The organism is Arthrobacter sp., assembly GCF_030540645.1.
GTDB lineage: Bacteria > Actinomycetota > Actinomycetes > Actinomycetales > Micrococcaceae > Specibacter.
Genome location: NZ_JAUNVV010000041.1, coordinates 17,284 through 29,968, shown reverse-complemented (window position 1 = coordinate 29,968; position 12,685 = coordinate 17,284). Strand labels below are relative to the sequence as shown.

Below are 12,685 nucleotides of genomic sequence, written 5' to 3'. Positions count from 1 at the left end.
ACCCGGCAACCATCATTGCCTCCGCCCGCGGCGTATTCCTCGCCGTGCTGGTCTGCGGGATCCTGGGACTGCTGGCGGCCGCTGCCATGCCGCGCACCGTCCGCGTGGTGTCATGAAGCAGGAGGGCTTACCTCTACAGCCCCTGCTGGCGGCGTCGGAACTGCGTTTGCGCGAACATTTGTCAGCGTGTCGATTGTGTTTGCCGCGCCCTCCACCTAAGAATGGACTATGACGGTCACTTTGAGGTCCCTGGAAACTGCAGTTCCGCCCACCATTCTTGTCCAGCCCGAGGCTCGGGACGTTTTTGCCGCCCAACCGGGCCTTACCCGACTGGGCCAGCGGCTGGTCCGCACCTGCTTTGACTCCGCGGCCATCGACACGCGCCACACGGCCGTTGAGGAGATGAGCTTGGACTTCCACGGCCCGGACCCCATGTTTTACGACGGCGCGACAGGGCTCCTGCTCAACCCCAGCACCAAGACCCGCAACGACCTCTTCGCCACCGAGGCCACGGCTTTGTTCGTTGAGGCTGCAACCAAGGCTGTTGCAGCATGCCCGGACTTGGACGCGGCGGACATCACCCACGTTGTCACTGTCTCGTGCACGGGCTTTTTCAACCCCGGCCCGGACTACAAGATCGTCCGTGCACTGGGGCTCAGCCCTTCTGTGCAGCGCTATCATCTTGGCTTCATGGGCTGCTACGCGGCGTTTCCGGCGCTGCGTGCCGCCAAGGCGTTTTGCGAAGCCGATCCCGAGGCAGTGGTGCTGGTGGTTTCGGTGGAACTGTGTTCACTGCACGTACGCACCTCCAACGACCCCGACACCATCATGGGTTCATCGCTTTTCGCCGACGGGGCAGCCGCCGCAGTCGTCACAGCGCGGGCCTTGCCGCTCACGGCGCCTGCCCTTGAACTGGACCACTTTGAAACGGTGCTGACTCCCGTGGGCGAGGATTCCATGGCCTGGAACATCGGCGACCACGGCTTTGAGATGGTGCTGGACACGTACGTGCCCAAAATCATTGACGACCACATTGTGGGCGCCTTGGAACCGCTGCTGGCCCACTCCCCCGAACTCAACGACATCCCCTACAACGAGATCCGGCATTGGGCCATCCATCCCGGCGGTAGAAGCATTCTGGACAAGGTCCAAGCCAAATTGGAACTCAGCGACGAGCAGTTGATCCCGGCACGCGAAACGCTGCGCAACTTCGGGAACATGAGCAGCGCAACGGTGATGTTTGTGCTGAAGCACATACTGGAGCAACCAGCTTCGCAGGCTCGCGAACCCATCTGCGGGATGGCTTTCGGGCCGGGACTGACCGTGGAGACCGGGTTGTTCACCAAGGTGGGTCCGCCCGCTTCGGTGCCGCCGGAGGTGGGGCAGACCGTTTCAGCCCAATCAGCGTCCGCACAGGAGGAGCTGGCCATCCAGCAGGCGGAATTGGCGCTGATTCCGGACCCCCAGTCCACCGACCCCCAACCCACGGTGCCGGCAAGCCGTGCCTGAGGGCTCTCCGGCTGCCGTACGGCGGCGATTCCTGGCCGTGCGGGATCAGCACGCCGTGGAGGAAATGGACAAGCCCGATTGCGACCCGGCAGCCTTGGCGCGCACCTACGCACAGTTTCCGCTCATCAACAGCGTCGTCTCGCGCTGGCGCAGCACCTACACGGAGTTCATCAGGCCGCTGCTGTCACCCAACCAGAACACCACCTTGCTGGACATTGGGTGCGGCGGCGGGGACATCGCCATCGCGTTGGCCCGGTGGGCAGCCCGCGACCGACTGCAACTCTCCATCACCGCCATTGACCCCGACGCCCGCGCCATTGCCTTCGCCCAAGCCCACGCGAGTCGCCAAGGCGGCGGCACCCACGCCAGCCCCGGCATGGTGTTTCGCCGCGCCCACAGCAGCGAGCTTGTGGGCGAAGGTGCCATGTTCGACGTCGTCATTTCCAACCACATACTCCACCACCTTTCCGCGGAGGAGTTTGCAGGCCTGCTGACGGATTCCGAACAGCTGGCCCGCCAGGCCGTGGTCCACAGCGACATTGCCCGCAGCCGCTTGGGCTACGCATTGTTTTCCGCCGGGACGCTGCCGTTCTTTCCCGGTTCGTTCATTCGGCGCGACGGACTGACCTCCATCCGGCGCTCCTACACGGCGGCCGAAATGCGTGCGGTGGTTCCGCCGATCTGGCGCGTCAAGTCGGCCCGTCCCTACCGCAACCTGCTCCTGTATTCACCGGCATGGCAGCATGCTTGACGTCGCGATCGTGGGTGCCGGCCCGGTCGGTCTGCTCCTCGGCGCCCTGCTTCTGCAGGAGGGTCTGTCGGTGCGGATCCTGGAACAGCGCACCGAACGCAGCGCCCATTCGCGCGCCATCGGCATCCACCCGCCCGGCCTGGCCGCGCTGGCCCGTGTTGGAATCGCCGAAACGCTGACCGGCGACGGCGTACAGATCACCCGCGGGATGGCGTCCAGCGGCGGCACTCACGTCGCCGGCCTGCGCTTCGATTGCCTAGGCGCCACCCACCCGTTCATCCTGGCCGTCCCGCAGGCCCGGACGGAGGAACTGCTCGAGGCGCGGGTCGCCGGGATGGACCCGAGCGCCCTAGTGCGCGGCTGCAAAATCACGTCAATGCACGACGCCGGATCCTCCGTCACGCTCACGGCTGCACCAACCGCCGGGGCCGGGTCCGGCGGTCGCAAAGTGACGTTCAGCGCGCGGCTGGTGGTCGGTGCCGACGGCGCCCGCTCCACCGTCAGGGCGGAGCTCGGCATCGCCACGCACGGGCGCGACTACCCCGACACGTATCTCATGGGTGACTTTCCGGATACCGGAACGGACGGTTCCACTGCGGTGCTCTACCTTGAACCGGGCGGCATTGTGGAGTCGTTTCCGCTTCCGGGCCGGCTGCGCCGTTGGGTGGTGCACACCGATGCACTGCTAAAGGGTGCCACATCCGGCGAGCTGGCCACGTTGATCCGCGACCGCACAGGCGCTCGGGTGGACGCGGAGGCGAACGGCATGCTCAGCGCCTTCGGTGTCCGTTCAAGAATGGCAGACCGGATGGTGTCCGGCCGGGCGGTGCTGGTGGGCGATGCGGCCCATGAAATCAGCCCGATCGGCGGGCAGGGCATGAACCTGGGCTGGTTGGACGCCGCAGCACTGGCCCCGATCATCACCGCCGCGCTGCGCGGAGAAACGACGGGGATCCGTTTGCAACAATTCGAAAAGACGCGGATGGCGGCAGCCCGGCGGGCCGCACGCCAAGCGGAAGTGAACATGGTGCTGGGACGGCCCATGCCGGCGTCGTTCCTCAAGGCGCGCAACAGGGTGCTGGGCTCGCTGGCGGGCATGAAGCCGGTGCACGATTTTGTGGCGGGCCGCTTCACGATGCAGTGGGGACTGCACGGGTTGGGGTAGATTCTTCCAATGCTCACGCTCACCGATGTCTGGCCGCTATTCAACCTCACGATCACCAGTCCGCGCCTGTCCATGAGGATCGTCCGCGACGATGACCTGCCGGGCATCGTCGAGGCTGCGCTGGCCGGTATCCACGATCCCGCCGTCATGCCGTTCTCCACGCCATGGACCGATGCTCCACCTCTGCAGTTGACCCGGAATATGGCCCGGCACCAGTGGGAACTGCGGGCAGGGGTCCGTCCCGACCAGTGGACACTGAACTTCGTGGTCTTGCTCGACGGCGTGCCGATCGGCACCCAGTCCGTGGCCACCCAGAAGTTTTCGGAGGACAAAACCGTCAATTCCGGGTCGTGGCTGACCCGGAGCCAGCAAGGCAAGGGCTATGGCAGGGAGATGCGGGCCGCCGTGCTGCTCTTCGCCTTCGACCACCTGGGTGCGGAAGCCGCCGAGTCCGGTGCCACTCTGTGGAACAAGCCGTCCCTGGGCGTCTCACGGGCACTGGGCTACGAGCTGGGGGTCGTCGTTCCCATCGACGGAGGGTCCCGTGGGCCAGGCCAACTACAGGAACTGCGCGTGGCAGCGGCCGACTTCCGCAGGCCGTCCTGGAACATCGTGGTGGAAGGCCTCGACGCCGCACGCGGAGACTTGTTCCTGCCGTAACCGGATCCCGACAAGCACCGGGCATGGGCGGGCCGGGCTCCCGGAGCGGGGATGGATTTCCGAGGTCGCCCAGCGACCGAGGAAATCTTACTGCCCGCGAGGGAGCCCGGCCTGCCCGCCAGAGCTGCGGCAGCGGCGGACGAACGTGCGCCAGCAGTTACTCGCCGACGACCAACGTTTCGGTTCCGCGGACCTTGGCGGCACCGACCTTCACCATCGGGTTGACGACGGCGGCCAGGGCTTCCATGGAGTCGTCCAATTCCAGCAGCACCGGGTACTGGTGGGTGATCAGCGCCAGCAAGTCGTACACGGCTTGCACGGCGACGTCGTGTTCCAGCGACGGTTCCACGCCCATGAACACCTCGGAGGCAGCGGCCGGGGCAGCATCCTCCCCGGAGTTGATGTGGCCCTGTGAATAGCTCAATGCAAAGGCCTGGATCTTGCCCTTCTTGATGGGAGCCACGTCGGCACCGAAGGCGCTTCCCGGTTCCGCTCGAAGCACCAGCGCACCGTGGGCGCCGGTCAGGTCGTCCAGGAACATGCGCTGCACCAGGCCGGGGCTGAGCGGACCGGTGGGATCCCACTGGTTCACGGCCTCGTAGTACCGGCCCACCACATCCGTCAGTTCCACGGATCCCGTGGCCAGGTCCTGCACGCGCGCTTCCGCCTCGGCCTCGGAGCCTTCACCGAACGTGGGCAGGTTCAGTGCGCCGGGGCCCACTTCCACCACCCGGTTGCGCTGGAGCCCCGCAAGGCCCATCGCCTCAGCGAATGCAGCGCCGGAGGTGCCGGGCGCCACTTTGCTGCGCAACGCCGTCGTACTTGCCAAGCCTGCGGCAAGGGCAGCGGACGCTTCCTGGCGCAGCATGGTCAGCAAGGTCGCGCCAACGCCTGCGCGGCGGTGGTCGGCGGAGACCTCAACGTAGGCCCAGAGCCGGGCCGGGTGCAGCTTCGTGGAATACACGACGGCGGCCGCCACCGGGATGCCCTGGTCCTGCGCCACGATGGTGCGCCGCCACGGATTGGCGTCCGAATTGGCTACCAGCGCCGCACGGAACTGCCCGGCTGGGGCGCTTTCGGCGTCTCCCCAGATTTGCAGCAGCTCTAAATCGTCGCCTTCACGCCACGAACGGTAGGAAAGTTCAGCCACCCCTACGCACCCAGAAGACGGGTTGCCAGGTAGGCCTGCACCTGATCCAGGGGCACGCGCTCCTGGCTCATGGTGTCGCGCTCACGGATGGTCACGGCGTTGTCTTCGAGCGTTTCGAAGTCGACGGTGATGCAGAACGGGGTGCCGATCTCGTCCTGGCGGCGGTAGCGGCGGCCAATGGCGCCGGCGTCGTCGAAGTCGATGTTCCAGTGCTTGCGCAGCGTGTTGGCAAGCTCCTTGGCCTTCGGGGACAGGTCCTCGTTGCGGGAGAGCGGCAGCACGGCGGCCTTGATGGGGGCCAGGCGAGGGTCCAGCTTGAGCACGGTACGCTTGTCCACGCCGCCCTTGGCGTTGGGTGCCTCGTCCTCGACGAAGGCATCCACCAGGAACGCCATCATGGAACGGGTCAGCCCGAAGGACGGCTCAATGACGTACGGGGTGTAACGCTCGCCCGTGGCCTGGTTGAAGTAGCTCAGGTCGGTGCCGGAACCCTTCGTGTGCGAGCTCAGGTCGTAGTCGGTGCGGTTGGCGACGCCCATGAGCTCGCCCCATTCGCTGCCCTGGAAGCCGAACTTGTATTCAAAGTCGATGGTTCCGGCGGAGTAGTGGGCGCGTTCGTCGTCGGGGACGTCGAAGCGGCGCATGTTCTCCGGGTTGATACCCAAGTCCAGGAACCAGTCCCAGCACAGCTCGACCCATTCCTTGAACCACGCATCCGCGTCTTCGCCGGGGACGAAGAACTCGATTTCCATCTGCTCGAACTCGCGGGTGCGGAAGATGAAGTTTCCGGGGGTGATCTCGTTGCGGAAGGCCTTGCCGATCTGGCCAATGCCGAACGGGGGCTTCTTGCGGCTGGTGGTGAGCACGTTATTGAAGTTCACAAAGATGCCCTGCGCGGTTTCCGGGCGCATGTAGGCCATGCCGGATTCACTATCCACCGGGCCCAGGAAGGTCTTCATCAGTCCGGAGAACATCTGGGGTTCAGTCCACTGGCCCTTGGTGCCGCAGTCGGGGCAGACGATGTCGTCCATGCCGTTTTCAGGCTCGCGCTTCTTCTTCGCCGTGAACGCCTCGATGAGGTGGTCCTGGCGGTGGCGTTTGTGGCACTGGGTGCACTCGACCAGCGGGTCGGTGAACGTCGCGACGTGGCCGGAGGCAGCCCACACGGCCTTGGGCAGGATGATGGAGGAGTCCAGACCCACCATGTCCTCGCGCCCGCGCACGAAGGATTGCCACCATTCGCGCTTGATGTTTTCCTTCAGCTCCACGCCGAGAGGACCATAATCCCAGGCCGACCGCGAGCCGCCGTAAATCTCACCGGCCTGAAAAACAAAGCCGCGACGTTTCGCGAGGGAGATGACCAGATCAAGCTTGGATTGGGGCGCCACTATTTACTCCTAGTAATTACGAGGCCGCTGGGTGCGGTCCGTCCGCGCCCTAGCCTACCGTTGCGCGGGCGTCCGGCGGGAATTAGTCCGTTCTGCGCGAAACCCGAGATGGGTTTTGCGCATCATCGAATTCCGAATCCGGCTCTGGACATGCACTACGGCAGCACATGGCTGAGCGCTCTCTGCCCACTGCCGTGTCGGGTCGGCAGCTTAGAGGGGCAGCACGCAGGTGGCGCTGCCAAATTCGAGCAGCTGCACCGGGGCTGTGCCCAACAGCCCGTCGCCGCCCACGGCAAAGACGGTCACGGAGTTGGAGCGCTGGTTTGCCACGTACATCATGTTGTTGGCCATGGCGAAGTGCCGGGGCCAGTTGCCGCCACATGAAATTTCCTGCAGTATGCGCGGTGGTGCAGGCCTCTCCCCCACCGATTCATCCAGTTCGCCCACATCCATGACCACCAGCGTGTTGGGGCCGCGCACGGCAACGTAGATCTTCGTGCCGTCTGCGGACAGCTGAACGTGGGAGGGGAAAAAATCCTTGCCATTCTCCAGGGCCTGCGGGCTTTCCGTCAGCACCGACTTGAAAAGCCACTGCCAAAAGAAGTCCCCCTCGGCGCTTCCCGCCGGGTGCTCATCGGCGCTGCCCGGGATGTCTGTCTCAAGCCGTGTTTTGCGCAGGAAGTGCAGGTGGCCGTCGAGCTCCCCCGTCACGAGCATGAAATCACCCTTGAGGGCAACATGGCGTGGTCCGGTTCCCGGCGGCAATTGGGCCGAACGTTGCAGCTCGAACAGTTCACCCACCTGCGCGTACTCATCCACTCGGTCCGCACCGAGGTCCGAGACAAGCACCGTGCCCCACGGGGTGGCTGTGACTTGGTGGCAATGGGATTGGGACTGTCTGTCCACAACGGGGCCGCTACCCGGGTGTGACACATGCTCAAGCTGCTGCGTGGAACCTGCCAGCAATACAGCAAGTGGAACCATGGCGGCCGTCCCGGAGGAGTAGTTGGCTGCCCACACCCGCCCGTCGATGAACGCCGAATGGCAGGGATCCGCTCCCCCGGTGGACGCCCGGGCAACGAGTTCCAACGTCTGCGGGTCCACGGCGGCCACACCTCCCTGCGGCAGTTCCTCCACAGCCAGCAAATAGCCGCCGCCAGCCGTGACAAACGAAGGATTTGGCACGGATGCATTTTGGGCTTGCATCGCCCCCACGGTCCCGTCGTCCAGTACGGCGAATGATGCCAAGCCCGGTCCGGCGCCATAGCCTTCTTCGGTGTAGCCGCTGACAATGAGGGTGAGAGTGGATGACATGGACGGGCTCCTGGTGCATCGTTGGGTCGTTGCTTCCACGCTATCGCGCCCGGCTGGCAAAAGCATTGAACGTCTCTGCATTACAAGGTACTATGCATTGCATGGAACCTACTGGCACCATCAGCACCAACCTCCGCAAAGGAGTCTTGGAATACTGCGTTCTGGCCATGATCGGCAATGGTGAAATGTATGGGCTGGACATTGCCAACGGCCTACATGGCCAAGGGCTGCTCACCAGCGAGGGAACGCTGTACCCGCTGCTGGCCCGGCTGCGCCGCAATGGGCAGGTGGAAACCAGCTGGCGCGAATCCAGCCAGGGAGCACCTCGGCGCTACTACACCTTGACGGCGACCGGCAGGGAGTCGCTCACCGCATTCTCCAGCGTGTGGAATGAATTCCATCAATCAGTGATCAACATACTCAACTCTGCAATAGGAGACTCTCGATGATGAACCGCCGTGATGAACAGGAAGTTCAACAGTACCTGTCTGCGCTGGAGGCCAGGCTGTCCCAACTGCCCACGGACCAATCGGAGGAAATTCTTTTCGGGGTCCGGGAGCACATCACCGAGGCCGTTTCCCGTGGAGACCGCCCGGTGTCCGAGGTACTGGCTTCACTGGGCAGCCCCGATGACGTTCTTGCCGAAATGGTGGGTCTGGACGACGGACGCAAAAGTGGGGGCGTTCGAGTCACCACAACCCCACGCTGGCGATCGACGAGCCCCTGGGTGGCGGTGACAGTGGTCCTTCTCGCCTTTGGTGGCTTTCTGCTGGGCGTTGGCTGGTTTGCCGGGCTGGCGTGCTTGTGGATGGGAACCCGCTGGAAAACGTGGGAAAAGGTCATCGGCACCGTCCTGTTCCCCGGCGGCGTGCTGGGTGCCCTGTATTTCGCCCGCCTCATCCCCTGGCGTGCAGATCTTGCCCCTGAAGCCATGAACACCGGGCCGGTCGAACCCGTTATACCTGGGCTGCCACTCACAGCGACCATCCTCATTATGATCATTCCGCTCATCATGGCCGGATACTTGTTAGTTGCCGGCCTGCTCCGCCAACCGCCCCCAGCCACAGCGTCGTCCGCCGCGCTCCCATCCATGCTGCACAATTAAGACATGAGTTCACACGAGATCATTGACATCCCCATCCGCGACGACATGATCCGCCTGGGCCAGCTACTCAAGCTTGCCAGCCTGGTCGACGACGGTGTTGAAGCCACGGAACTGATCAAAAACGGCCTCGTGCAGGTCAACGGCGAGATCGACGAACGCCGCGGGCGCCAACTGCATCACGGCGACACCGTCACCGTCAACGGCGAAACAGTCCGCATCACCGCAGGCTGATACCCCTCAGGCAGTGTAAGAGAGCTACCGAGGGCCCCAGGCCGAGCGTGCGAGGTTTGGGAGGCAGTGAACGGACGGCGGGCACCCAAGCTGGGTACCCGCCGTCGTGTTTTCGCTTGTGGCCCTGCCAAACGGAGGGATTATTTTCCTTTGAGGACCTTGTACTGCAGGAACTCGCCCACGTGCGCGATCTCCTGGGCGTTGATGCCGTGTCCAATGCCCGTGTAGAGCACCTTGGTCAGCTTCACGTGCCCGTGCATCCAGGTGTTCGTTGCTTCGATGGCGTTTTCGGGGATGACGGGGTCGGCTTGGTCGCGTCCCCAGAAGATGTCAGGCTTGAGCGCGGCCACAGCGGCGTCGTCAAAGAACGGGTCCCCTGCTGCATCGACCACGAATCCGGACAGGCCCACCACGGCCGCGTAGTCTGCCGGGCGGTGGCGCAGCAGTGTGGTGGCGATGCCCATGCCCTGGGAAAAGCCCAGTAAACTCACGGAGCTGTGTTCCCCGCGCACGCCATCAAGCCACTTTTCAACATGGACGGCTGAGGCTGTCACGGAGGCCACCGAGTAGCCGAGGTCGTTGTTCAGCGGGAACCAGGAGTACCCGGGGCCGGCCTGTAGCGGGGCCCGAACGGAGGCGACGGTGAATTCAGCCGGGAGCTGTGCAGCCAGCGAAAACAGATCCGCCTCATCCGCGCCGTAACCGTGAAAAATCACCAGCAGTGGAGTGCCGCGGCGCTCTGCTTCCGGACGTGACCAAAGAACTTCAGGGGTTTCATTCATGCGTTCATCTTTCCACGGGATGCTCCGAGGGAAGAAAATGGGTGGCGAAAAGGGGCACGTGCGGGCAGGATGGGGAGGTGAACGATTCAACATTGCCCCATCCGTGGAGCCGCTACGTTGCCATGGGCGACTCCTTTACCGAAGGCATTGGCGATCCCGAGCCCAGCAGCCCCAACGGATACCGAGGCTGGGCTGACAGAGTTGCCGAGGAACTGAGCCGGACATCCACGGACTTCAAGTATGCAAACCTGGCCATTCGTGGCCGCCTGCTCGGGCAGATCCTGGATCAGCAGTTGCGGCCGGCACTCGAGCTCAAGCCCGATCTGATTAGCATCTCAGCCGGCGGCAACGACCTCATCCGGCCAGGCTCGGACCCTGACGCATTGGCCGAACGGCTCGATGCCGCAGTGGAAAGGATGACGGCGTCCGGGGCCACGGTGCTGCTGCTCAACGGCCCCGATATTCGTGACACCCCGGTGCTGGGCATGGTGCGGGGCAAGGTGGCCATCTACAACGAGAATTTGCGCACGATCGCTGCCCGGCATGACGCCATTGTGGGCGATATATGGTCACTGCGCCAGCTCCGGGACACCCGAATGTGGGCCGATGACAGGCTCCATTTCTCCACTCTGGGCCACCATACGATCGCCATCATGGCATTACAGGCGCTGAACGTCCCCAACACGCTGGTGCCTTTTGAACCCCCACCGCTGCCGCCGCAGAAATGGCAGACTGCCCGCTCGGGGGACTTGGTGTGGGCGAAGGAATTTCTCGTCCCGTGGGTGCTGCGCCGGCTGCGCCACCAGTCGTCAGGGGACGGCATCATGCCAAAGCGGCCCACTCCGGGACCCGTGTTTGGGCGGGAGCCCTGGTCCGGCTTGGGCGAGTAGCCCAACTGCCACCAGCGGAGGCGAGTTATACGCTTGGGCCAAGGTCGCCGTCGTGCGCTTCCTGCGACGAAGCGGCAGCGTGCCGCGGCCCCCTTCCACTACGCGATCCATGCTGCGAGGCGACAGCCTCGGTATCCTCGGCCACGGCAGCCGCGGCGTGGGCGCCCGTGTGATGGTGCGGCGCTGAGCCGCGCCTGCGGAACAGCAATGCGGTCAGCACGGCACCGAACGCGAAGAACCCGGCCGCCCACCAATAGCCGACCGTATAGCTGTGCACGGCGGCTTGGGCGATAATCTCGGGTGTGGGCGGCAGGTGAGACGCCGCGTAGGCGGTGGCGGCCGTGGCGGCCAGCGTGTTCAACAGGGCCGTGCCGATGGACCCGCCTACCTGCTGGCTCGTGTTGACAAGCGCCGATGCGACGCCGGCGAAGTCCCCCTCAACGCCGTATGTGGCGGTCTGGATGGCTGAGGGCATGATCAGCCCCAAGCCAAAACCGACGATCAGCAGGGGCGGAAGCAGTCCTGACGCATAAGTGCTCTCCAATCCCAGCCGGGTCAGCGCAACCATGCCGATGCAGGCCACAACCATGCCCGCCGGCACCACCAGTTTGGGCCCCAGCCTGGGCAGAAGCACGTTCGTGGACAACTGGGCAGCCACCACCAGCGAGGCCACCATGGGCATGAAGCCAACGCCCGCCTGAATGGGCGAATAGTGTAGCGACGACTGCACGTAGTACGTGACGAACAGGAAGATGCCGAACATGCCGGCCCCGGCGATCAGCACAGCAATGAAAGCAGCGCCGCGGTTCCGATCGAGCACAATCCCCAGCGGCAGGATTGGGTGGCGGGCGCGAAGCTGCCAGAGCACGAACGCAAACAGCAGCACCGCCGCCCCCACGAGCATGCCCCAGGTCAGTGGAGATCCCCAGCCGTCGGTTTCGGCGTTGGAGAAGCCGTACACAATGAAGAACAAGCCGCCGGAGACCAGCAAGGTGCCGGGCAAATCGAGCTTGGGGCGGGGTCTGCGGCCACGGGACTTATCCAGGAAGATGCTGGCGAAGATCACGGCAAAGACGGCAATGAAGACATTGATGTACAGGTTCCAGCGCCAGTTCAGGTCCTCGGTGACGAAGCCGCCCAGCAGAAGCCCGACGGCGCCTCCCGCACCGGCGATGGCACCGAAAATCCCGAAGGCGCGAGAGCGTTCCTTAGGGATGGTGAACGTGGTGGTCAGCACGGCCAAGGCTGTGGGGGCGAGCATGGCACCCAGTGAGCCCTGGAGTGCGCGGGCGAAAATGAGCATGCCGAAACTGGTGGCGGCGCCGCCGAGCGCGGACGCCGAAGCGAAACCGACCAGGCCGATGATGAACATTCGCTTGCGTCCCACCAGGTCCGAGAGCCGCCCGCCAAGGAGCAACAGGCTGCCAAAGGCGAGTGAATAGGCCGTAATGACCCATTGGCGTTCACCGTTGCTGAAGCCAAGGTCGTGCTGGGCGGAGGGCAGTGCGATGTTGACAACCGTTGTATCCAGCACGACCATGAGCTGGGCCAGCGCCACGGTACCCAGCGTCCACCAGCGCCGTGACGACAAGATGGTTGCGTCGCTGCCGCTTGCATTCGCTGTTGAAGGAAAGCCCATAGCCGTCAGGGTAGAGGAAAAGCATGGGAGTGTGCAGCACTTTTTGCCCCGAATTCCCCATGAATTCGCGGTGCTTGGAATAATTGGAATAAACCGTCGGG

General features: G+C 64.3%; 13 protein-coding genes. 8 read left to right on the top strand and 5 right to left on the bottom strand.

Annotated features, from left to right (window positions below; translation table 11 throughout):
• Positions 1 to 228 precede the first annotated feature (228 nt).
• Genes Q4P21_RS09410 through Q4P21_RS09395 form a run of 4 tightly spaced genes read left to right on the top strand, consistent with a single transcriptional unit; the run spans position 229 to position 4,085 of the window.
• Positions 229 to 1,509: a type III polyketide synthase gene (locus tag Q4P21_RS09410; RefSeq protein ID WP_303388520.1), complete on the top strand. Its 1,281-nt coding sequence runs from the start codon at positions 229 to 231 to the stop codon at positions 1,507 to 1,509.
• Positions 1,502 to 2,260: a class I SAM-dependent methyltransferase gene (locus tag Q4P21_RS09405; RefSeq protein ID WP_303388519.1), complete on the top strand. Its 759-nt coding sequence runs from the start codon at positions 1,502 to 1,504 to the stop codon at positions 2,258 to 2,260. The genes Q4P21_RS09410 and Q4P21_RS09405 overlap by 8 nt, the downstream gene beginning before the upstream one ends.
• Positions 2,253 to 3,425 (top strand): NAD(P)/FAD-dependent oxidoreductase, encoded by a 1,173-nt coding sequence (locus tag Q4P21_RS09400; protein WP_303388518.1) that lies wholly within the window; start codon positions 2,253 to 2,255, stop codon positions 3,423 to 3,425. The genes Q4P21_RS09405 and Q4P21_RS09400 overlap by 8 nt, the downstream gene beginning before the upstream one ends.
• A gap of 9 nt (positions 3,426 to 3,434) precedes the next feature.
• On the top strand, positions 3,435 to 4,085 hold the full coding sequence (locus Q4P21_RS09395; RefSeq protein ID WP_303388517.1) for a GNAT family N-acetyltransferase: 651 nt from the start codon (positions 3,435 to 3,437) through the stop codon (positions 4,083 to 4,085).
• A gap of 157 nt (positions 4,086 to 4,242) precedes the next feature.
• Here Q4P21_RS09395 and Q4P21_RS09390 read toward each other — a convergent pair whose 3' ends face one another.
• The 3 genes from Q4P21_RS09390 to Q4P21_RS09380 all read right to left on the bottom strand — a co-directional run bounded on the left by Q4P21_RS09390 (position 4,243) and on the right by Q4P21_RS09380 (position 7,937).
• Positions 4,243 to 5,235: a GNAT family N-acetyltransferase gene (locus Q4P21_RS09390; protein WP_303388516.1), complete on the bottom strand. Its 993-nt coding sequence runs from the start codon at positions 5,233 to 5,235 to the stop codon at positions 4,243 to 4,245.
• 2 nt (positions 5,236 to 5,237) lie between these two features.
• Positions 5,238 to 6,623, bottom strand: a complete 1,386-nt coding sequence (locus Q4P21_RS09385) for a glycine--tRNA ligase (RefSeq protein ID WP_303388515.1) — start codon at positions 6,621 to 6,623, stop codon at positions 5,238 to 5,240.
• A gap of 210 nt (positions 6,624 to 6,833) precedes the next feature.
• Entirely contained in the window at positions 6,834 to 7,937 is a 1,104-nt protein-coding gene (locus tag Q4P21_RS09380) for a beta-propeller fold lactonase family protein (RefSeq protein WP_303388514.1), read from the bottom strand.
• Between the two features lie 101 nt (positions 7,938 to 8,038).
• On the opposite strand from Q4P21_RS09380, the gene Q4P21_RS09375 reads away from it, so the two are divergent.
• From Q4P21_RS09375 to Q4P21_RS09365, 3 genes are read left to right on the top strand one after another with little or no spacing between them, the layout of a single operon-like run.
• The gene (locus Q4P21_RS09375; RefSeq protein WP_303388513.1) at positions 8,039 to 8,386 is read left to right on the top strand and encodes a PadR family transcriptional regulator; all 348 of its coding nucleotides are present in this window, start codon (positions 8,039 to 8,041) and stop codon (positions 8,384 to 8,386) included.
• Positions 8,383 to 9,042: a DUF1700 domain-containing protein gene (locus tag Q4P21_RS09370; protein WP_303388512.1), complete on the top strand. Its 660-nt coding sequence runs from the start codon at positions 8,383 to 8,385 to the stop codon at positions 9,040 to 9,042. Before Q4P21_RS09375 ends, Q4P21_RS09370 begins: the two co-directional genes overlap by 4 nt.
• A gap of 3 nt (positions 9,043 to 9,045) precedes the next feature.
• Positions 9,046 to 9,273, top strand: a complete 228-nt coding sequence (locus Q4P21_RS09365) for an RNA-binding S4 domain-containing protein (protein ID WP_207345955.1) — start codon at positions 9,046 to 9,048, stop codon at positions 9,271 to 9,273.
• 140 nt (positions 9,274 to 9,413) lie between these two features.
• On the opposite strand, the gene Q4P21_RS09360 is transcribed toward Q4P21_RS09365, so the two are convergent.
• Positions 9,414 to 10,055, bottom strand: a complete 642-nt coding sequence (locus tag Q4P21_RS09360; protein WP_303388511.1) for an alpha/beta hydrolase — start codon at positions 10,053 to 10,055, stop codon at positions 9,414 to 9,416.
• Between the two features lie 122 nt (positions 10,056 to 10,177).
• Between Q4P21_RS09360 and Q4P21_RS09355 the strand changes: the two genes are divergently transcribed.
• The gene (locus tag Q4P21_RS09355) at positions 10,178 to 10,945 is read left to right on the top strand and encodes an SGNH/GDSL hydrolase family protein (protein ID WP_303388522.1); all 768 of its coding nucleotides are present in this window, start codon (positions 10,178 to 10,180) and stop codon (positions 10,943 to 10,945) included.
• 25 nt (positions 10,946 to 10,970) lie between these two features.
• Here the strand turns inward: Q4P21_RS09355 and Q4P21_RS09350 are convergent, their stop codons facing one another.
• Entirely contained in the window at positions 10,971 to 12,584 is a 1,614-nt protein-coding gene (locus Q4P21_RS09350) for an MFS transporter (RefSeq protein ID WP_303388510.1), read from the bottom strand.
• Between the last annotated feature and the right edge of the window lie 101 nt (positions 12,585 to 12,685).